19 protein-coding genes and 1 tRNA gene are annotated in these 22,045 nt (G+C 41.9%); 13 read left to right on the forward strand and 7 right to left on the reverse strand.

What is annotated here, in order from left to right:
* Positions 1–24: 24 nt before the first annotated feature.
* Positions 25–1,740 (forward strand): acyl-CoA dehydrogenase family protein, encoded by a 1,716-nt coding sequence (locus IH597_13845; protein ID MBE0663536.1) that lies wholly within the window; start codon positions 25–27, stop codon positions 1,738–1,740.
* 7 nt (positions 1,741–1,747) lie between these two features.
* Here the strand turns inward: IH597_13845 and IH597_13850 are convergent, their stop codons facing one another.
* Positions 1,748–4,285: an ATP-dependent Clp protease ATP-binding subunit gene (locus IH597_13850; GenBank protein MBE0663537.1), complete on the reverse strand. Its 2,538-nt coding sequence runs from the start codon at positions 4,283–4,285 to the stop codon at positions 1,748–1,750.
* 472 nt (positions 4,286–4,757) lie between these two features.
* Here IH597_13850 and gyrA point away from each other — a divergent pair, with 472 nt between their 5' ends.
* The 4 genes from gyrA (at position 4,758) to IH597_13870 (ending at position 9,364) form a co-directional block, all read left to right on the forward strand.
* Positions 4,758–7,310 (forward strand): DNA gyrase subunit A, encoded by a 2,553-nt coding sequence (gene gyrA, locus IH597_13855; GenBank protein ID MBE0663538.1) that lies wholly within the window; start codon positions 4,758–4,760, stop codon positions 7,308–7,310.
* Positions 7,311–7,377: 67 nt separating this feature from the next.
* Positions 7,378–8,562, forward strand: coding sequence for a hypothetical protein (locus IH597_13860; GenBank protein MBE0663539.1), 1,185 nt, complete (start codon positions 7,378–7,380; stop codon positions 8,560–8,562).
* Between the two features lie 289 nt (positions 8,563–8,851).
* Positions 8,852–9,031: a hypothetical protein gene (locus tag IH597_13865; GenBank protein ID MBE0663540.1), complete on the forward strand. Its 180-nt coding sequence runs from the start codon at positions 8,852–8,854 to the stop codon at positions 9,029–9,031.
* Between the two features lie 18 nt (positions 9,032–9,049).
* Positions 9,050–9,364, forward strand: coding sequence for an SRPBCC family protein (locus IH597_13870; GenBank protein MBE0663541.1), 315 nt, complete (start codon positions 9,050–9,052; stop codon positions 9,362–9,364).
* 55 nt (positions 9,365–9,419) lie between these two features.
* On the opposite strand, the gene IH597_13875 is transcribed toward IH597_13870, so the two are convergent.
* A complete protein-coding gene (locus IH597_13875) occupies positions 9,420–10,622 on the reverse strand; it encodes an acyloxyacyl hydrolase (GenBank protein MBE0663542.1) in 1,203 nt (400 codons plus the stop codon).
* A 33-nt stretch (positions 10,623–10,655) separates the two neighbouring features.
* On the reverse strand, positions 10,656–11,171 hold the full coding sequence (locus IH597_13880) for a hypothetical protein (GenBank protein ID MBE0663543.1): 516 nt from the start codon (positions 11,169–11,171) through the stop codon (positions 10,656–10,658).
* 221 nt (positions 11,172–11,392) lie between these two features.
* On the opposite strand from IH597_13880, the gene IH597_13885 reads away from it, so the two are divergent.
* The 6 genes from IH597_13885 (at position 11,393) to IH597_13910 (ending at position 17,454) form a co-directional block, all read left to right on the forward strand.
* Positions 11,393–11,713, forward strand: coding sequence for a hypothetical protein (locus IH597_13885; GenBank protein ID MBE0663544.1), 321 nt, complete (start codon positions 11,393–11,395; stop codon positions 11,711–11,713).
* A gap of 5 nt (positions 11,714–11,718) precedes the next feature.
* Positions 11,719–12,636, forward strand: a complete 918-nt coding sequence (locus tag IH597_13890; GenBank protein MBE0663545.1) for a DMT family transporter — start codon at positions 11,719–11,721, stop codon at positions 12,634–12,636.
* A 60-nt stretch (positions 12,637–12,696) separates the two neighbouring features.
* On the forward strand, positions 12,697–13,989 hold the full coding sequence (gene mtaB / locus IH597_13895) for a tRNA (N(6)-L-threonylcarbamoyladenosine(37)-C(2))-methylthiotransferase MtaB (GenBank protein MBE0663546.1): 1,293 nt from the start codon (positions 12,697–12,699) through the stop codon (positions 13,987–13,989).
* Positions 13,990–14,083: 94 nt separating this feature from the next.
* On the forward strand, positions 14,084–15,247 hold the full coding sequence (locus IH597_13900) for a prolipoprotein diacylglyceryl transferase (GenBank protein ID MBE0663547.1): 1,164 nt from the start codon (positions 14,084–14,086) through the stop codon (positions 15,245–15,247).
* A 14-nt stretch (positions 15,248–15,261) separates the two neighbouring features.
* Positions 15,262–16,059, forward strand: coding sequence for an inositol monophosphatase (locus IH597_13905; GenBank protein MBE0663548.1), 798 nt, complete (start codon positions 15,262–15,264; stop codon positions 16,057–16,059).
* Positions 16,060–16,083: 24 nt separating this feature from the next.
* A complete protein-coding gene (locus IH597_13910; GenBank protein MBE0663549.1) occupies positions 16,084–17,454 on the forward strand; it encodes a nodulation protein NfeD in 1,371 nt (456 codons plus the stop codon).
* Positions 17,455–17,595: 141 nt separating this feature from the next.
* On the opposite strand, the gene kynU is transcribed toward IH597_13910, so the two are convergent.
* The 3 genes from kynU to IH597_13925 form a co-directional block, all read right to left on the reverse strand.
* A complete protein-coding gene (gene kynU / locus IH597_13915; protein ID MBE0663550.1) occupies positions 17,596–18,885 on the reverse strand; it encodes a kynureninase in 1,290 nt (429 codons plus the stop codon).
* A gap of 94 nt (positions 18,886–18,979) precedes the next feature.
* Complete coding sequence (locus IH597_13920) at positions 18,980–19,810, reverse strand: alpha/beta hydrolase (GenBank protein MBE0663551.1); 831 nt, start codon at positions 19,808–19,810, stop codon at positions 18,980–18,982.
* A 196-nt stretch (positions 19,811–20,006) separates the two neighbouring features.
* Positions 20,007–20,082, reverse strand: a tRNA-Gly gene (locus IH597_13925).
* A gap of 141 nt (positions 20,083–20,223) precedes the next feature.
* On the opposite strand from IH597_13925, the gene IH597_13930 reads away from it, so the two are divergent.
* Together IH597_13930 and IH597_13935 are read left to right on the forward strand one after the other, a co-directional pair.
* Positions 20,224–20,562, forward strand: coding sequence for a diacylglycerol kinase family protein (locus IH597_13930; protein MBE0663552.1), 339 nt, complete (start codon positions 20,224–20,226; stop codon positions 20,560–20,562).
* A gap of 12 nt (positions 20,563–20,574) precedes the next feature.
* A complete protein-coding gene (locus tag IH597_13935; GenBank protein ID MBE0663553.1) occupies positions 20,575–21,432 on the forward strand; it encodes an ATPase in 858 nt (285 codons plus the stop codon).
* Here IH597_13935 and msrB read toward each other — a convergent pair.
* Positions 21,380–21,808 carry a peptide-methionine (R)-S-oxide reductase MsrB gene (gene msrB, locus IH597_13940; GenBank protein MBE0663554.1) on the reverse strand — a complete coding sequence of 143 codons (429 nt, stop codon included), beginning with the start codon at positions 21,806–21,808 and terminating at the stop codon, positions 21,380–21,382. The two genes, IH597_13935 and msrB, sit on opposite strands and share 53 nt — an antisense overlap.
* Between the last annotated feature and the right edge of the window lie 237 nt (positions 21,809–22,045).

The raw sequence follows: 22,045 nt of genomic DNA on the forward strand, positions 1-22,045 counted from the left end.
AGGATCACAAAAATTAATTGAACGATGGCAAATTTTTTTAACGATAACGAACACCTGCAATTTCATCTCAATCACCCTTTGATGAAAAAAATAGTCCGGCTCAAGGAAAATGATTTCAAGGAAAGGGACGAATTCGACCATGCACCGCTGGATTTCGAAGATGCCATGGACAGTTATGAAAAAGTGCTTGAAATTATTGGCGAAATAGCCGGTGAAACCATACATCCCAATGCCGAAGGTGTTGACCGCGATGGCCCGGTGCTGCTCAACAACGAAGTCCGTTATGCAGCCGGAACTCAGGAAGATCACGAAGTGCTTGTAAAAGCTGGTTTGGTTGGCATGTCGCTGCCAAGAAAGTACGATGGCCTGAATTTTCCGATGGTTCCTTATGTTATAGCCGCTGAAATTGTTTCCCGTGCCGATGCAGGGTTCGCAAATATATGGGGCTTGCAGGACTGTGCTGAAACCATACACGAATTTGCCTCGGAAGAAATAAAGAACAAATATCTGCCGCGCTTTAACAAAGGCGCTACGGCAGCCATGATCCTTACCGAACCTGATGCCGGTTCCGACTTGCAATCGGTTCAGTTGAAAGCTACTTTTGATGAGAAAAAGAGCACCTGGTTTCTTAATGGTGTGAAAAGATTTATCACCAATGGCGATGCGGATATATCGCTGGTGCTGGCAAGATCAGAAGATGGAACCAGCGATGCCCGTGGCCTTTCACTGTTCGTTTACGACCGCAAAGAAAAAGCAGTGAACATTCGCCGGATTGAGAATAAACTTGGTATCAAAGGATCGCCAACCTGCGAAATGGTTTTTAACAATGCCCCGGCAACGCTTATTGGCGATACACGAATGGGCTTGATAAAATATGTGATGTCGCTCATGAATTCTGCCCGTCTTGGGGTTGGTGCCCAATCTGTTGGCATTGCTGAAGCCGCATACCGTGAAGCCTTGAAATATGCCTACGAACGCGAGCAATTTGGTAAACCTATAATCCAGTACCCGGCAATTTACGAATTGCTGACCATGATGCAGGCAAAGATCCATGCCACACGCACACTTCTATACGAAACGGCTCGATTTGTAGACGTTTACAAAGCTTACACATTTCTGGCCGAAGAGCGCAAACTGGATGCGGAAGAGCGAGTCGACCAAAAGTATTATTCCCGCAATGCTGATATTCTTACTCCCCTGGTCAAATTATTCGCCAGCGAGTATTGCAACCAGGTGACCTATGATGCTTTGCAAATTCATGGCGGAACCGGCTACATGAAAGATTTCCCGGTTGAAAGACTTTACCGCGATGCCCGGATCACAACTATTTATGAAGGCACATCACAGTTGCAGGTGGTTGCTGCAATAAGAGGTGTTGGTAACGGCGCTTATTTGAAGCTAATGCAGGAATATGCATCCAGGCCGGTTCACCCCGAACTTGATTACCTCAAAAATACGCTCTTGAAAATGACCGACCAGTTTGAAAAAACGGCTGCCCGTGTTACTGAAAGTGACGAAAACGAAATGCTTGATTTCCATGCACGCCGTCTTGTTGAAATGGCCGGAAATACAATCATGGGATATCTCTTATTGCTCGATGCCGAAAGAGATCGCAAGTACGTGCAGTCTGCAGAAATTTTCGTAAGAAAAGCCAGGGCCGAAAATGTTTCGGCCGTTAGCTTTATCAATAGTTTTGATTCAAAAGACCTGGGAGCTTACAAAAGGCTGAGTGATTTGTAATCTAGCCTTACTTTGATTCTACAGATTCTTTTACAACCGTTGTAATCTTCAGTTTTTCTTCCTCACCTTCATGGTCAACCAGGATCTGATCGCCTGATTTGGTCTTGGAAGAAATAATTGATTCTGCTAATTCATCTTCAATGTATTTCTGAATAGCTCTTTTCAGAGGCCTTGCTCCATACTGCGAATCCCATCCTTTTTCAACAATGAAATCTTTGGCTTTCTCTGTAACTTCAATGGAGTATCCCATTTGGTTCACACGTTCAAATAAATGTGAGAGCTCAAGGTCAATGATTTTATGAATTGCTTCGCGTTCAAGCGGATCAAAGATTACAATATCATCAATACGGTTGATAAACTCCGGCGCAAAGGTTTTCTTCAATGCATTTTCAATAATGCTGCGGGCATAATCAGAACTGGCGTCACGCCTTGAAGTTGTTGCAAAACCTACGCCCTGACCAAAATCTTTCAATTGCCGCGATCCGATATTGGAAGTCATAATAAGAATTGTATTCTTAAAATCTACTTTCCTTCCCAGGCTATCGGTAAGTTGTCCGTCGTCAAGAACCTGTAGTAAAAGGTGGAAAATATCAGGATGTGCCTTTTCGATTTCATCGAGCAACACAATGGAATAGGGTTTACGCCTTACTTTCTCAGTAAGTTGTCCGCCTTCTTCATAGCCAACATATCCGGGAGGCGCTCCTACCAGGCGCGATACGGCGAATTTCTCCATGTATTCACTCATGTCAATGCGAACCAGTGCATCGGTTGTATCAAACAAATATTTTGCAAGCACCTTGGCAAGGTGAGTTTTACCTACGCCGGTCGGACCCAGGAAAATAAATGTTCCAATTGGTTTGTTTGGATCCTTCAAGCCAGCGCGGTTACGCCTGATGGCTTTTACCACTTTCTTGATCGCTTCATTTTGCCCGATAACTGAATTTGCCAGTTCATCTTCCATTTTAACAAGGCGTTCGCTCTCGTTCTGAGCAATTCGCTGAACCGGAATACCTGTCATCATGGCAACCACTTCGGCAACATTATCTTCCGAAACTGTTTCGCGATGTATTTTTGAGTCCTCTTCCCATTGGCGTTTAGCATTTTCCAACTCATGCTGAAGTTTGCGTTCCATATCGCGAAATTCGGCAGCTTCTTCAAACTTTTGACTTCCAATTGCCCTGGTTTTCTTTACCTTAACTTCTTCTATCCGTTCTTCAATGGTGATTATTTCGCTGGGAACCCGGATATTTGTGATGTGCACCCTCGATCCGGCCTCGTCAAGCGCATCAATAGCCTTGTCAGGTAAATACCTATCGGTAATGTAGCGTTGTGTCAACGAAACGCATGATTTGATTGCATCATCAGTGTATTGAACCAGATGATGGTCCTCATACTTTTCTTTGATATTATGAAGAATTTCAACAGTTTCTTCCGGGGTTGTAGGATCAACCATGATCTTCTGAAAACGGCGTTCCAAGGCCCCATCTTTTTCTATATACTGACGGTATTCATCAAGGGTAGTTGCTCCAATGCATTGAATTTCACCACGGGCCAGTGCAGGTTTAAACATATTGGATGCATCAAGCGAACCTGATGCATTGCCTGCGCCAACAATTGTGTGGATTTCATCAATAAAGAGTATAATGTTCCTGTTTTTCTCCAGCTCGTTCAGCACCGCCTTCATGCGTTCTTCAAACTGGCCGCGGTATTTTGTACCAGCAACTATTGAAGCAAGATCAAGTGTAAACACACGTTTGTTGAAAAGCGCCCTGGAAACCTTTCGATTTATTATTCTCAATGCTAAACCTTCAGCAATGGCTGATTTTCCAACTCCGGGTTCACCAATAAGGACAGGGTTGTTTTTCTTGCGACGACTAAGTATCTGGGCAATTCTTTCCAGTTCTTTTTCCCTTCCAACAATAGGATCCAAACGACCTTCTTCAGCGGCACGCGTAAGGTCGCGGCCGAAATTATCCAAAACTGGTGTCTTTGATTTCGATTCAGTTGGTTTCTTTGCGCTTCCGCCAAATGCCCTGTCTTCTGGATCGTCATCGGCTGTATTGCCCGGGAGTTCAGAAAAAATGTCTGGTTTGATCTCTCCTTTGTCGTTGGCTATCATATTGGTCAATTCTTCTTTAATCACATGATAATTAATGCCAAAACGACTGAATGACTGTGAAACCACATTGTCTTCATCTTTCAGAATAGCAAGCAGAAGGTGTTCAGTTCCAATTACTTCGCTACTAAAAACCTTGGCTTCAAGGTAGGTGATTTTCAGCGCGCGTTCGGCTTGTTTTATGAGTGGCAGATTATCGTTGAGGCTGATCTTCTTGTTAGGGATCATCACAGCGCTTTCAATTGACTTGCGAAGTGATTGAAGATCTACTCCAAGGCCGTTGAGTATGTGTATTGCTTTGCCATCACCTTCCCGAATAATTCCTAACAGTAAGTGTTCAACCCCCACAGCATCATTGCCAAGCCGCATTGCTTCCTCACGACTGTATGTCAAAACGTCTTTTACTCGTTGCGAAAATTTTGCTTCCATTTATTTGTATAATATGTTAATTCCTTATAATCATCTGTTTAGCAATTATAGCAAATCAGGTGTTTGCAGTTTTGCCTAAGAGCAGTCATCCAATCAAACGCGATGCCATAATAGTAAAGGTTTTATAGCACTTTGCTATTTACCCGCGAAATTATAACAAAAATAGGCTGGCTATGTTTCATTTTCGCACTATAAGATTAGTCAGTTATCCACAATTTCGGAGAGATTCATTTTTGTCATGGTTTTCAGACACTCATTTTATGTCAAATTACAGTATTATCAACAATTTCCTGTTAATAAGATGCCCTATTTTGTTGCTTGGGGCAAAGAAATAAATCGTATCTTCGTAAACTCTTAGCGAACTTTGTAAGTTGCTAATTATAAGCAATTTAATTGGATTTTAATGCGCAACTGAAACGATTATACCAGGAGTATATTTTTTAATAACAGTATCAGCGAACGAACAGGCAATATGAGTGAAGAATTCAACCGAACAGGTGAAAAAATTGTAAAGGTCAATATTGAGAACCAGATGAAATCAGCCTACATTGATTATTCAATGTCGGTGATTGTGTCACGTGCCCTTCCCGATGTACGGGATGGCTTAAAACCCGTTCACAGAAGGGTATTATATGGAATGCTGGATTTGGGATTGCTCGCAAACCGGCCTTATAAAAAATCCGCAAGAATAGTAGGGGAGGTGCTCGGAAAGTATCATCCACACGGTGATACCTCTGTTTATGATGCGATGGTGCGTATGGCCCAGGATTGGTCACTGCGCTATCCACTGGTTGACGGGCAGGGTAATTTTGGTTCGATTGATGGCGATAGCCCTGCAGCAATGCGGTATACCGAGGCCAAGCTCAAAAAGATAGCTGAAGAGCTTTTATCTGATATCAACAAAGAAACTGTTGATTTTAAGCTCAATTTTGATGATACGCTTTACGAACCGGTTGTTTTGCCAACCCGTATCCCGAACCTGCTAATAAATGGAGCCTCCGGTATTGCTGTCGGTATGGCAACCAATATGCCACCACATAACCTAACGGAAGTTGTAAATGGAACAATCGCATTGATTGAAAATCCGGAAATCACCATCGCAGAACTCATGAAAATTATCAAAGGTCCTGATTTCCCGACCGGTGGTGTTATTTATGGCTACGATGGCGTGAGAGAGGCTTATGAAACAGGCAGGGGTAGGGTAGTGGTTCGTGGTGAAGCGAAGATTGAAGAGGACAAGAACGGGCGTGAAACAATTATTGTTACCTCGATCCCATACCAGGTTAACAAGGCTGAGATGATCCGCAAAACCGCAGATCTTGTCGAAGAAAGAAGAATTGAAGGAATTTCTGATATTCGTGATGAATCGGACCGACAGGGAATGCGCATAGTTTATGAACTCAAACGGGATGCCGTTTCTAACGTGGTTTTAAACAAGCTTTACCAATATACTGCGCTGCAATCGTCATTTAGCGTGAACAATGTTGCATTGGTCAAAGGAAGGCCAATGACTCTCAATCTCAAGCAAATAATTGTCTATTTTGTTGAGCATCGCCACGAAGTTGTTGTTAGGCGAACACGTTTTGAGTTACAGGAAGCAGAGAAACGCGCTCATGTGCTGGAAGGTTTGTTAATAGCGCTTGACCATCTTGATGAAGTTATCGCTTTAATTCGTGGCTCAAGGACTCCTGATGAAGCTAAAAATGGCTTGATGGGGCAGTTCGGGCTTTCGGAAATTCAGGCGAAAGCAATACTTGACATGAGGTTGCAAAGGCTTACCGGGCTTGAAAGGGATAAAATAAAAGAAGAATTTGAGGAGATAATGAAACAGATCGAGTACCTGAAAAGCATACTTGCTGATGAGGGGCTTCGAATGGAAATCATTAAAAACGAATTAATTGAGATTCGTGACAAATATGGTGATGAACCAAAAACTGATATTGTTTACACTGCTAAAGATTTTAGAATAGAAGATACCATTGCCGATGAAAGCATGGTTGTTAACATTTCGCATCTTGGCTATATTAAGAGGACTTCGCTGATGGAGTACCGGGTACAAAATAGGGGAGGACGTGGAGCCAAAGGCAGTGAAATGAGAAACGAGGATTTTGTAGAACATTTATTTGTTGCAACTGCCCATAATTACATTTTATTTTTTACTGAAAAGGGTAAATGCTACTGGCTTAGGGTTTTTGAAATTCCGGAAGGAACAAAAAATTCAAAAGGCAGGGCGCTGCAAAATCTGATCAATATTGAGCCGGGTGACAAAGTGAAGGCTTTCATTAATGTAAAGAATCTGAAAGATGAAGATTACATTAATAATAATTTTATAATCCTCTGCACCAAGAGGGGCATTATTAAGAAAACCTCATTAGAAGCTTACTCGCGCCCAAGGGTGAATGGTATTAATGCCATTACAATCAGGGAAAACGACGAGTTGATAGAAGCACGACTTACCAATGGGCAAAATGAGATACTTTTGGCTTCTAAAGCGGGTCGGGCAATTCGCTTCAATGAGCAAACCGTTCGGCCTATGGGTCGTAATGCCAGTGGAGTGAAAGGAATTACCCTTTTGTCTGCAGATGATGAAGTGATTGGCATGATTTGTATCGAAAACGGCAGGTATGATATCCTGGTAGTTTCAGCCAATGGTTATGGTAAGCGATCCAAGATAGATGACTACCGGATAACCGGCCGTGGAGGAAAAGGAGTGAAGACTATAAACATCACAGATAAAACTGGCAAGCTTATTGCTATTAAGGATGTTTTTGATGACAACGACCTGATGATCATAAGCCGCTCAGGATTACTCATAAGGCTACCGGTAGCATCACTGCCGGTAATCGGAAGGGCAACACAAGGAGTAAGGCTTATCAATCTGAAGGGAGTGGACAGCATCGCTGCAGTTACTAAAGTAGATAAAGAAGAGGATGAAAAAGTAGATGATGAAATCATTGAGAATCTGAATGAAACTGAAAATATAGCTGATGACTTGCAAACTGATATTAATATCCAAAACGAGTAAGCTTGTAATTAATAACCAAACGATGTAGATTTGCAACCAACATCGTCAACCTAAAAACTCAAAAACAATGAAAAGATTCGCATTATTGATGATTCTGGCCATTACATGCACTGTGGTCTTTGGCCAACGAAACAACCGAACTTCTGCTTTCAACGAATTACGCAATGGCAGGCTCGACCGCGCTAAAGAATACATTGACAAAACAGTTCAACATGAGCAAACGATTAAAGATGCCAGGTCATGGTTCTACCGCGGTAATATTTACCTTTCCATACACATGAGTGAGAATCCTGAATATAAAGCACTAGATGACAAGGCTTTGGATGAAGCACTTGCTTCTTACATTAAAGCACAGGAATATGATGAGAAAAAGGAATACTACACCGATATTTTAACAAATTTGTTCGTTATTAGTGAGCAATATTATAATTTGGGTGTCTCCAGCTACAATACCAACGACTATAAAGCAGCGATGAATGCATTTAAGCAATCGCTGGATGTTACAATCGCAATGGGCAGCCTCGATACTATGGCAATGTACAATGTTGGGCTTACCGCAGAAATTGCCGGCGAAACTGCTGAAGCTAAGAAGTATTACTCTGATTTGCTTGAAATGGAATTTGAAAATGCGGAAATTTTTGGCTCAATGGGAAGACTATACATGGCAGAAGGCGATACAGCAACTGCACTTACTTATATTAAGCAAGGAAGGGAAATATATCCTGACGATTTTAACCTGTTAATCAGCGAGATAAATATTTACCTGCTTACAGGAGATGTTGAAAGAGCTGTTGAAAACCTCGAACTAGCCGTTCAAAAGGATAGTACAAATCCGACCATATTCTTTGCTGTTGGTGTTGCATATGACCAACTTAAAAGTAAGCACCCGGAAGCCCCTGATGAGTATTTCTCAAAGTCTGAAAATGCCTATTTAAGGGCTATTGAACTCGATTCCTCGTATTTTGATCCCATCTATAACCTGGGCGCACTTTATGTTAATGCTGCTGCAGTTCTTATTGAAGAAGCCAACAAATTACCATTATCAGAAGATAAAGAGTATAATATGCTCATAGAAAAGGCAAATTTGAATTTGTCTGCATCATTGCCTCATCTTGAAAAAGCATTAGAACTCCAGCCAAATGATTTCAATACAATGGTTTCGCTAAAGGAAATCTATACCAGGCTTAACAAAATGGATAAATTACAGGAAATCAATCAAAAAATAAAAGAACATCAGGGGGAGGAACAATAGTTTCACCTCATAAGATTTTATATTCAAATAGAGAATCCAACAAGATTCTCTATTTGTGTATAAAATTTGTTATTTAACATAATATTAATTATAGGAATACTTTCAATACTTTGATGATTAATTAAATTGCTTCGTAAGTATTTCAAAAACAAGTAAAGGAAAGGCAGGTTTCAGAACACTTGTAAAAACCACTTTTGATGTGAAAAACTAAATATTAATGAAAATAATGAGATTCAGTAATTCATAGGTTTTATTACTTTACCGTCTAAACCAACAAAACAAAGTAATTATGAAAACATTTAAGGTAGTTTTAATAATTTTCCTTGCGGTTGCTATCACCGCAGTTGCCGTAGCATTCCTGTTACCGCGGGAAATAACGGTTGAACGGTCTGCTTTAATTCCTGCGTCGCAGGAAGTGGTATTTGAACAAGTCAATGTCTTGAAAAATTGGGAAAAATGGTCGCCATGACACGAAATTGATCCTGATATGATTATTACTTATGCAGGCCCGGAATTGGGTACAGGTGCATCATATTCCTGGACCAGTGATGATCCTGCTGCAGGAAATGGGAAACTTACTATTATTGAAAGTATTCCTTACAGCCTGATAAAGACCGAAATTGATTTCATGGAACGTGGCACTGCCAATGCAGAATACAGGTTTCATGCTGAAGAAGGCGGAACTATGATGACCTGGTCAATGAAAAGCGATATGGGAAATAATCCTATTGGCCGCTATATGGGATTGTTTATGGACAAATGGTTGGGCAATGATTTTGAAAAAGGAATGGCGAAACTCTAGACACTTACTGCCTCAGCACCTTAATAAAGAAGTGAATAGTCCTCTTTACGATTTCTTAGAAATTATAACCAACTGCAAACGTCAGAGGAACCTTTACCCCGGCATTTTGCGGGAATAAATTGCCATTTGAATAATGGCCGATTTTAAATTCCGCGCTCAATTTACGTGAAGGGCCGGCAAAGCTTCCTATTCCTAAATAGTCATGAAATGTAAATCGTGTGCCGGTGTCAATCCCATCAACCAGTGACTTAGATATATATGTTGGTCCAGCAACCGAGTAAAAGAAAAAGAGATCGGCTGGCTTGGTTCGCAATAAGGTGAATCTTAGAACAGGATAAACTGCCAGTGTGAAGAAACTGGTATGAGCACTTTCGGTTTCCCAATATGAAAGACTTGCTCCAAAGTCGAGTGAGAATATTTTGCGGCCATGAAAAACATTTCGCTGGTAGCTGGCTGAAATGCCCCTCTCCACATGAAGGTCGCCACCCCAAAAAACAGGAATGGCTCCTTCGGCAAAAAAAGCATTGACACCATAACCCGCAGCATTAGTAGTAAAACCGAGTGTTACCTGATTTATTGGCCAAATATATCCGGTATTTGAGTTCGCCAGTACCTTATCGGCGGTTAGTGGTCGCATATTATATTGGAAACCCGGCGAAATAAAAACAGTATGAGGTTGCTTCACTTTTCGGTTGGGCGGCGAGTAAACTCCATGAAGCGTTAAATCCCAGCTTCTGTTAAGATGATATTTCATACCTGTCCCTATCAATAAAGAGGCATAATTTGCATCTTTCACAATAGTTTCCTGGTTTATCCGGAAGCCATGCCGTGTAATGATTGAGAGGCCAAATTCTCCGGACATTATTAGGCTTTTATTAATAGGAAGTTGTGGCTTAAGCGTTAGTCCGGCAACGTTCATCCATACCGAATGTCTTGTTTGTGCACCATTTACATTGCGGTACACTACCCAGAGTACAGGCCGCATATAACTGATCTGCATTGCCAGATAGTCGTTGAAATGCCTTCCATACAGCATTAGCCTCACCCCTGTATGCGGCACAGATACTGACTCAGCCTGGAAGCCAGGCTCCAAATGCTGGTTCGAAAAAGGATAGTTGATACGACCGATATTAATGCTGAAATATGAATCAGCCAGAAAAGGTGGGTATTGAGCAGGGTTTCTTTGTGAAAAGCCCGTCAGGTTTATTAAGAACAGGAAACTAAAAATAATGGATCGCACAATAGTGGTCTGAGTCATGTTAGTGATGGTTTTATAAGTTATGTTGAGATGTTAGCGTAAAACTACCCTTTCATATAGCCTTGCAATTTCAACAGGCTCTTTGATCCGCTTCAATTCGTCTTCGAAAGCAGTTGTTGATTGTGTAAAAACTGAGATAGCCACATCAAGTAAGTGATTCACTTTTTCTTTTGCTTCAACTTCAGTGATCTGCTTCTGCTTGAGCAATTTCCTGTAATACCTGCTGGTTTTTTTTACTGAATTGAAAATAACAGGCTTGCCTACAACCACCTGCTGACCAGTGGTGGTTACATGACCTGAAACCATATAGCTATAGAGGTCGTGAAATACAGCATCTTTTTTACCGAGTTCTTCACCAAGGAAGTGAGATTTCGGGGTAATACTATTAAAAGATGAAATCATCAAGTCAACCCGGTTTTCGAAATAAAATACTCCATCGCCAGCTTCTTGTGCAAATCCTGCGGGTAGAATTGCAAAAAGCACTGTCACAAGTGTTGTGAGTGCAGACTGACACCGCCATCCGATAGCTTGACTCTGTTGCTTACTCATTAATATTGGGTCGTAACGGCTGATAATTCATAGATTATAATTCGGGCATAAAAATATACAAAACATTATTTCCTCACAACATTCTACCAATCTCTCCGTTGTTAGAGCGTTTTCTAAAATAACGAAGCCATGCATCAGATTTTTTATAAAAAATTAATATCTGGCGCTGCCAATGTTCAATAACTTGCGTATAATTGCGCGAAAATTTTTCATGCCGTACCATGAATACAAAGAAAAAAATCGTTGTAAGTTATGAAAACCTCGATTCTGAGGTTAAAATGGCTATTTTAAAGAAGTATCCTAATGGATATACGAACCACGTTTTCAAAGTTACCTTGCCCAATAATAACTTTTTTCACGCAATCACTGTTGATACCGACGATGCCAGCTACCTTGTAAAAGTAAAGGTAAAGCTTGATAAAGCAGACAAGCTTGAAGAAGATCTGTTCAACAATGAACTGGATAAGGTGTCTGATGACGCGGATACCGATAATGATACCGATACTCAGAATGATGTTGATGAATCCGGCAAAGCGGAGTAGCACACATGAGTGGCGGTAATAGGCTGGCCTCCAACAAAAAGGCTTATTTTTTCGCGTTGGTATCCGTGCTTTTTTGGTCTACGGCAGGATCCGCATTTAAGCTCACCCTTTTTTACCTTCATCCACATCAACTTTTATTTCTGGCAAGTTTCTTCTCATTCCTTGCACTGTTTATACTTTACGCTTTCACTAATAAGTTTAAGATTAATGAGTTGGCACAACCCATCCACCTGGCCAGGTCTGCTTTTCTGGGTTTCTTAAATCCATTTTTATATTATGTTGTCCTGTTTCGTGCGTATTCCTTACTTCCTGCGCAGGAAGCCGTTGCACTGAATTATTTGTGGCCGGTAGCACTTGTTTTGCTGTCCATTCCGTTGCTAAAACAAAAACTTAGCTGGATATCACTTCTTGCGATCCTGATTAGTTTTTCCGGAACTATTGTGATTGCAATGCGTGGTGATTTTTCAAGCTTTGTTTTATCTGACCCGTTAGGCGTTTCTCTCGCTGTTGGAAGTTCTCTGGTGTGGGCTTTATACTGGATTTTTAACATGAAGGATACGCGTGAAGCACTAGGCAAACTGGTGTTGAACTTTACCTTTGGTACGCTTTATATTACGATCCTGATTGTATTTACCTCCCCTACCCTATCGTTTGAATGGCAAGGTTTTGCCGGAGCCGGCTATATTGGGCTTTTTGAAATGGGTTTTACTTTTTTCTTCTGGTTATTGGCTTTAAAATATTCTGATACCACTGCCCGAATCTCAAATCTTATATTCCTGTCACCCTTTTTGTCGCTCATTTTTATACGGATTATTGTGAAAGAAACGATTATGCTTTCAACTGTTATTGGTCTGGTCCTCATTATCACCGGGGTGCTGATGCAGCATTACTTTTCAGAGAAAGTGGCCGTGCAAAAAAGCTAAGCAATTCCTATTATAGTTTCATCGGCCCTTAGCGAAACAAAACCATTAACTTTGCACCCCATGAACAAGAAACGTGTCGCATTTCATACACTGGGATGTAAGCTTAACTTCGCTGAAACATCCGGTTTATCGCGTGAACTTCAGGACGAATGCGATGTAGTAGATTTTTCTGAGCCTGCAGACTATTACGTGGTACAGAGCTGTGCAGTAACTGCAACTGCCGAGAAAAAATGCCGGTCAGCAATCCGTCAGGCACATAAAAGGAACCCGGGAGCTTCAATTATTGTTACAGGTTGCATGTCGCAATTGCGGGCCGAACAATTGGCCGGAATGGAGGGTGTAAGTCTGGTTTTAGGAAATGCTGAAAAGTTTCAGTTGAAAGAAATTATTCAGGAACAATCAGTTGAACCATCGGACAAGATAAGAACATCCAACATCCTTAAAGACAAAACATTTCATCCGTCTTATTCAGGTTCTGACCGGACAAGAACTTTTGTGAAGATACAGGATGGCTGTGATTATTTTTGTTCTTTTTGTACAATCCCGTTTGCCCGTGGCAGGAGCCGGAGTAACAGTATTGCAGAGACAATCAACTTTATTAAAACAGCCTTGCGTGAACAAGCACGGGAAATTGTACTTACAGGTGTGAACATCGGAGACTTCGGTAAATTGAACGATGAATCATTGTTTGGGCTTCTAAAAGAAATTGAGAACCTTAAACCAGAAGTACGTTTCAGGCTTTCTTCCATTGAACCAGATCTGCTCACCAAACAGTTGATCGAATTTGTCGCAGACTCTAAATGGCTTTTGCCACATTTTCATATTCCGCTTCAATCAGGTTCAGACACGGTGCTTAAAAGAATGAACAGGCGGTATCTTTCTGATATTTTTGTCAGCAAGCTAAACCTGATCAAGGCAAAGCTTCCGTTTGCCTGCATTGCTGCTGATGTAATTGTAGGTTTCCCTGGCGAAACGGAAGAAGAATTCCATGAAACCTTTTCACTTATTGAAGGCTTGCCCCTCTCCTACTTGCATGTTTTTCCATATTCGGAGCGACCCGGAACCAAGGCAAAGATGATGGATGACAAAGTCAGGCCAGAAATAATTCACGAGCGTGTGGGCAGTCTGATCCGACTTTCTGAAACCAAAAAGCTTGATTTTTTGAATTCCAATATTGGCAGGGTCGAAGAAGTACTTTTTGAAGCGGAAAATTCAAGTGGCAATATTGGCGGTTTTACAAATAATTACATCAGGGTGAGCGCTCCATTTCAGCATGAATTTATTAATAGTGTGAAAAAAACCCGGCTTACTTCCTTTGATAAAGATGGAATATTTGCGTTCGAACCGATATGACCGATCAAATGAGTGAAAAACTAGCACAAATCTATAACTATCTTTGCCAGCCTAAAACCTGCGATTTCTATTATTAACTAACTACTACCCCACGATGTACCCCCGAATCAGTGATATGATCAACGATCTTCTCGGCACCTCTATTAAATTACCGATTCAAACTTATGGCTTTTTCGTAGCAATGGCTTTTGTAGTAGGTGGTTTGATCTTAAGTCTTGAGTTAAGACGAAAGGAAAAAAACGGGCTTTTAAAGCCGCAGAAGAAGACTATCACCAAAGGCAAGCCTGCCAGTATCAGGGAATTATCGTTTAGCGGGATTTTGGGATTCTTACTTGGTTATAAAGGAGTAGACATGATTATGAACTATTCCGCTTTTGTGGATGATCCGCAAAGATTTTTACTTTCGGGAGATGGTAGTTTTTTAGGAGGCATTGCCCTGGCTGCTCTTTCGGTTTTTGCAACCTGGCGTGGCGCTGAAAAGGAGAAACTGCCAAAACCCAAAACTGAGGAAATTGAGGTGCGCCCTCATGAATTGACTACAACTTTTATGACCATTGCTGCCGCTGCTGGTATTGCCGGAGCTAAGCTATTCGATATCCTGGAAAATCCTCCTTCTTTCTTTGCTGATCCGATTGGCACAATATTTTCTTTTCAAGGACTCACTTTTTATGGTGGACTGATTGTTGCCGCCATCACAATTATCTGGTATGCACGCCATAACGGAATTCCATGGAGAGTATTGGCCGATTCCGCCGCACCTGCATTATTGCTCGGTTATGCGGTTGGTCGCCTGGGCTGTCAGATTTCGGGGGATGGTTGCTGGGGTATCGAAAATTTGAACCCTAAACCCGAATGGCTGGCATTTCTGCCTGATTGGGCCTGGGCATACGATTTTCCGAATAACGTAATCCGCGAAGGAGTTCCTATTCATAACTGCAGCGGTCAATATTGCCGCGTGCTCGAAAATCCGGTGTATCCCACGTCATTGTACGAAAGCACATTATCGGTGTTTTTCTTTGTCATCCTTTGGCTGCTCAGAAAAAAGATTTTAATCCCTGGAATGATCTTTTCCATTTACCTGATCATGAATGGTACAGCCCGTTTCCTGGTAGAAAAAATTCGTGTAAACCCACCCTATCATTTCCTTGGAATAGAAATTACACAGGCAGAAATTATTTCTACGACACTTATCCTGATAGGCGTGGCAGGGATGATCTATTTGTTTATAAGCAATAGGAAAATTACGCATAAATCGTAAAAGTCTTTTATAAAATGGATTACCAGCAACTAGAAACAATCTGTGCCAGTGCGTGCAACCTGATCAAACAAACAGGTTCTTATATCAAAGAGCAACTTGATGACCAGAATTCGGTTGAGTTTTTTGAAAAAGGCATCCACGATTTCGTGACCCATGTAGACAAGAATTCTGAACGCATGCTCATTGATGGCCTTTCTGAGATACTTCCTGGGTCAGGTTTTTTAGCTGAAGAAAATATTGCCAACACGGATCCAAAAGAATTTATGTGGATTATTGATCCGCTCGATGGCACAACCAACTTTATACATTCCATTCCCTTATATTGCATCAGCGTTGCCTTGAACCATAACAACCAGACTATTCTTGGGATAATTTATGAGATAAACATGCAGGAGTGCTTTTATGCATGGCATGGCAGTAAAGCATTCTTAAATGGAAAGGAAATTTTGGTTTCAACAACAGGAAACATGGATCATGCGTTGTTTGCAACAGGATTTCCTTACTATGATTACAGCCGCATAGCTCCATATATGGGTTTATTTTCATACCTGGTTCAAAATACATCCGGGGTGCGGCGCCTGGGTTCTGCGGCAGTTGACCTTGCATTTGTAGCCTGTGGCCGCTTTGAAGGTTTTTATGAATACGGACTGCATCCCTGGGATGTTGCAGCCGGTGCCTTTCTTGTAAAACAGGCTGGCGGAAAAGTATGCGATTTTAAAGGACAGGATAATTACATCCAGGGCAGGGAGATTATTGCCACCAATAGTGCTATCTTTAACGAGTTCATGGAATTGACAGGAAAATATTTTTAACAATTAACAATAATTGCAAAAAAAATGAAAAGTAGTGTTTTAACAATGCTTTTACTCATCGCTTCGGCACTTGGGAGTTTGGCTTCCGATGAGTCGGATCTGAGGACAAAAATTGACAGCGGGAAACTCATAAAAGTCTATAAATTTGATATTAAGGAACCGATAGCTCCTCCAGTCTGGAGGGCTACGCAGAAAGCGATGGATGAAGCCCACGAAAAACAAATGGATCTGATCCTAATTCATATGAATACCTATGGTGGAACGCTGGAAGCTGCCGATAGCATCAGAACACGCTTGCTGCAATCCAGTATCCCTGTTTTTGTGTTCATTGATAACAATGCTGCATCAGCAGGTGCACTTATTTCAATTGCCTGCGACAGTATTTACATGCGACCCGGCGCCAACATTGGAGCAGCAACCGTTGTGGATCAGTCAGGTGCAGCGTTGCCGGATAAATACCAGTCATACATGCGCTCGATGATGCGCTCTACAGCCGAAGCCAAGGGTCGCAACCCAGATATTGCACAGGCAATGGTTGATCCCAGGATAGTTATTGAAAATGTCGTAGATACCGGACAAGTGCTGACGTTTACTGCTTCGGAAGCATTGCTCAATGGTTATTGCGAAGGCAAAGCCGAAAGCATTGATGATCTGCTTACCAACATAGGAATTGAAGAATACGAGATTACCGAATTAGTGCTCACCGCCATGGATAGAGTCATTGGGTTCCTGATACATCCAATAGTCAGTGGCATACTTGTCATGCTAATAATCGGGGGCTTATATTTTGAGCTTCAGACTCCGGGTATCGGTTTCCCGATTGCGGCTTCAATTGTTGCTGCTTTGCTCTATTTCGCGCCACTCTATCTCGAAGGGATAGCGGCCAATTGGGAAATCCTCCTTTTTGTTATTGGTATAATACTAATAGCTGTTGAAATATTTGCAATTCCAGGTTTTGGTGTCACAGGCATTGCCGGGGTTATACTGGTGATGACTGGTTTGATCCTCGCTATGGTTGATAATATGGGCTTCAACTTCGGTGCTCAGTATTTTCATGAGATTGTTCAGGCATTTTTTATTGTTGTAATTGCTTCATTTGTTTCGTTAGTCAGCTCGTTTTATCTGAGCCAGAAACTCTTTACCACAACGGCATTTGGCGAATTAGCGCTGAGCACGGTTCAGAATGCCAGCGAGGGTTTCACCTCTGCAGATAAGAAGTATCGCAGTATGGTTGGAAGAAATGGGCTGTCGCACACAGTACTGCGCCCGTCAGGCAAAGTTATAATTGATAGTGAGATTTATGATGCAACTGCCGAAAGTGGTTATATCGAGAAAGGCGAAAACGTTATTGTTATCAAGCATGAAACGGCGCAGTTGTTTGTGAGGAAGTTTTGAAGCCCCAAGCCCCAAGCCTTAAGACACAAGACTCAAGAGACAAGACTCAAGATACAAGAGGCAAGAAACCAGAAAGAAAGAGCAGGAAACAAGGAACCCGGAACTTTGAACCTTGAACCAGCAACCTGTAACCAGCAACCATTAGGTGATAGCATTGCGTCCTAAAGCAAAGTTATCATAAGCCTTCGTATGCATGATGTCTGCAAAAATTTCAATTGCAGTATACACTTCCTCAAAAGTATTGTAAAGCGCCACAGGAGCCAACCTGATGATGTTGGGTGGTCTATAATCGGGAATGATGCCCCAGTCTTTAAGCGCCTTGCAAATCCTTAAAGCTTCGATATGTTCAATGGCAATATGTCCTCCTCTTTGCTCTGCTTTCAATGGAGTTGCGATCCTGAAACCATCGAAATGTTTCATTATTCTTTCCCTGAACAATGCCACTAGGTAATCGGTGAGCATTAAGGATTGGCGGCGAATGTTCGTGATGCCGGCTTCCAGCATGATCGTCATCGCGCCTTCAATGGGTGAAGTGCCAAGGATACCTGGCGAAGATATTTGCCAGCGTCCGGCATTGTCAGCAGGTATAAAGGTGTTGAGCATGTCGAATTGCTTTTCCTTATTGCATCCAAACCAGCCTGCCATCAAAGGGTCCTTGCCGAAATGCTTTTGGTTCGCATAAAGAAAAGCAGCACAGCCCGGACCGCCATTGAGGTACTTGTAACTGCACCAAATGGCGAAGTCAACCTCCCAATCATCAAAAAAGTGGGGAACAGCGCCTACTGAGTGGCTGCAATCAAATCCGATTGTAATACTGCGCGAATGGGCAGCTTTGGTGAGTTTTTTCATATCCAGGAGTTGACCGCTCCTATAAAGTACTGAGGGTAAAAAAACGAGTGCAATTTCATCATTCATTTGTTCAATGATGTCATCTTCGTCAAGCAAACCCTGATTGTTTGCTTTTACAAGAACCAGGTTTTTTGCAGGATCAACGCCTTTCAGCTTTAGCTGGCCTTGCAGTGCGTAAATATCAGATGGGAAATTTAACTCATCGACAAGTATTTTGACCCTTTTGCCTTGTGGCTGATAAAAACTGCTTACCAACGCGTGAATATTGATAGTTGTCGTTCCGGTGAGTACAACTTCATCAGACCTGGCTCCAACAAGTTGTGCAGCCATTGCTCCTATTTCTTCTGCGAACCAGAACCAGGGTCTCTTTCCGTGAAGCCAACCATCAATACCGAGGGTTTTCCACTCATCAAGAACCCTTAGCAAAGATTTTTCTGCATCAACGGAAAGCAAACCAAGCGAATTCCCATCCAGGTAAATTTTATCTTCAGGAAGATAAAATCTCTGTCGGAAGCTGGAGAGTGTGTTGTTTCGATCCAGTTCCCTTGCATGATCAATCGTAAGCGAAAAATCAATATTCATAGCTGATTTATTAAAAATGCAATTTATTGCTTTTGCGACCGCAAATGTAGGAAGAATGGAAATTTTTCCGCGTTAAGGGATCGCGAACCCGGATTTAGTCCTCGGTACTAACTGAGAAAGTCTGTCCATCCGGTGTGACTGCCTGAACCGAAGTTTGGTGGATGAACTCAATGGATAAATCATTGAAGATCGCTGCTTTTTCAATATTCACTACATGTCCGCATTTTTCAACCACCTCAAGTGTCTGGTTCTTAAACTTTTTTACCCGCTCTCTGATTGGTTCCAGAAACATATGGTCTTGCTCACCCATAACATACAGCACGGGAATGTCAACGTTGTCCTCATCCATCTTCTTCAGTTTTGAAGTAAGGCGGCTGGTTAGTTTGAACCAGCGGATAAATTCTTTACGGGCAAGTTTTTGAGCTTCTTTAACAAAAATATTTCTTGATTCCTGGGCTTCATCGTGCGGCATAATAATAAAAGCAAAAAATCTGTAAAGCCACATAAAGGGCATGATGTTGTGGAATAAGCGCCCCAGTTCTACAAAAAAGCGGGATTTAAAATTCAGACGGGTAATGGCGCCCACCATGATCATTGATTTCACATATTCTTTGTGAAGATCAGCCAGTTTATGAATGATAATCGTGCCCAGGGAAACACCAACAAAATGTGCCTGCCTGATGTTGAGGTGATCCAATACTTCAATAATATCAAGCGCGATGGATTCAAATGAGTAAACATTGCGATTCATTTCGGGTCCCTGAACAGAACGCCCGTGACCGCGAAGATCAATGAGCAAGAGGTTGAAATGCCTTAAGTATGACTGGATTTGTTTATACCAAACCACGGAGCTGCCTCCGGCACCATGGATGAATACCACCCACTCGTTGGAGCTGTCGTTCAAGTATGTTTTATGGTAGAGCATATTTTGAGTGTGCAAATTTAGTGCTATTTTTCCATTCTCAGGCTTGATGATTGGATGTTAGCATGAAAGGTAACATGAGATAGCATGGGTAAATACATTCAGAAGGAATCAAGGTTAGAGCAATTTGCCAGGCATGAGAATCATGCCCCCACCTGCTGATGTTAATTTCAGTGTGGAGTGTGCATGTTGAAATGGTTGGAGCGGAAAACGGGATTCGAACCCGCGACCCTCAGCTTGGGAAGCTGATGCTCTACCAACTGAGCTACTTCCGCAAATGTTATGTTGTTATTAATTCCCCCAGCCTGGAATCCGCCGCGGCGGACTACCAACTGAGCTACTTCCGCAATTTGTATCTTCGCATTGGAATAACTATCGCAAAATTAAGAAAAATGACTCCTTTAATACAAACACGCATGAAAAGTTTCGCTCAGGCATTTTCCGGATTATTATTGGTTTTCAAAACCCAAGTAAATGCCCGTATTCACCTGCTTGCTGCATTGGTTGTTATAATCCTTGGATTTTATTTCAGGGTAACAACCGAGGAATGGTGTATCCTCATTGTTTGCATTTGCGGCGTCATTGGCTTTGAAGTAATAAACACAGCTATTGAAAGACTGGCCGATGAAGTATCAGCTACGTATAACAAAAATATTGGAATCGTGAAGGATATTGCAGCCGCCGCTGTGCTTGTGGTTGCCATTAGCGCTGCTGCCATCGGGCTGTTGATTTTTATTCCGTATCTTGCGCGATAAATTCATTGCATCATGCTGATAGTTGCCGATAGTGGATCAACCAAAACAGATTGGAGGCTTTTTGACAAAAGACATGGGGTTCAGGAATTACAAACAATTGGTTTGAACCCATATTTTCTGACAGGAAGCGAAATAAGTTCAGTTCTTGAAAAGGAACTGCATCCTATTTTAAACAAGGCTGAAGTCAGTGAGGTCTATTTTTATGGGTCGGGCTGCAGCCACGCGGATAAGATCATGGAAATAGAAAATGCGCTTTCTGATTTCTTTTCGAACGCTAACATTATTGTTGAATCAGACCTCCTTGGAACTGCAAAAGCGCTGTGCGGGAACAAGCTCGGAATTGTTGCAATACTGGGAACAGGGTCAAACAGTTGCGTTTACGATGGTGAAAAAATCACAGATCAGTTGCTATCGCTGGGCTATGTTCTTGGTGATGAAGGTAGCGGGGCTGTGCTCGGCAAAAAAGTTCTGAAGGCTGCTTTATCAGGCAATATGCCTGAATCTTTATTAAAAGATTTTCAGGAAGCATTCTCAATCCGACCCGATGTGGTTCTTCAAAAAATATACCGCAAGCCTTTTCCGAACCGTTACCTGGCTTCATTTGCACCTTTTGCAACAAAGCACATGGCTGATGCATGGATGAATGCCCTGCTCAAAGAGCATCTTGTTGATTTTTTCAAAGAAATGGTAATGATTTATGATGGTTATAAAGAATACAATCTGAACCTCACCGGATCACTCGCATGGCATTTGCTTCCACTGATTGAAGAGCTGTGCAAAAAATATGAAATCCAACTCGGCAAGGTGCTGAAACAACCTATTGATGATCTGTTGAATTATCATCTGAGTCTTTATCAGGCTGGAAAGTAATTGCACCCGAATTAATGCAATAACGCTTTCCGGTTGGCTTCGGACCATCGTCAAAAACATGCCCGAGATGGCCGCCACAATTGGCGCAAAGCACTTCGGTGCGGATCATACCATGCGTCATATCCTTTTTATATTCAATGCTGCCTTTGCTTGCCGATTCAAAAAAGCTGGGCCAACCACAACCTGATTCAAACTTGGTATCGGAACGGAACAAAGCTGCCTCGCAACCCGCGCAATGATATACTCCGGATTCAAAATGGTTATCATATTCTCCTGTGAATGGCCTTTCGGTTCCTTTCTGGCGTAATATATTAAACTGCAGCGGCGTAAGCTTCTCGCGCCATTCGTTTTCTGTTAATTTCAATGGATCGGACATGGTTTTTTGGTTATTTGGATCACTTTTATGACTTCGGGCTTGACACGATGCGAGCAGTGGGAAAAGAATAATCAAAGCAAATAAAAACATAGAATAGGGTCTCGGAAGCATAAACATAAACCTGGATTTTTCTTAATTAACAAATACATACGAAGTTTGTTGAGAGAATTGTTAATTCAAAATGCCTCAAACAAGCTGATTCATTTTGTTACGAACGCATTTTTGAGTAGGTTTGCA

It is taken from the genome of Bacteroidales bacterium (assembly GCA_014860575.1).
GTDB lineage: Bacteria > Bacteroidota > Bacteroidia > Bacteroidales > JAAYJT01 > JAAYJT01.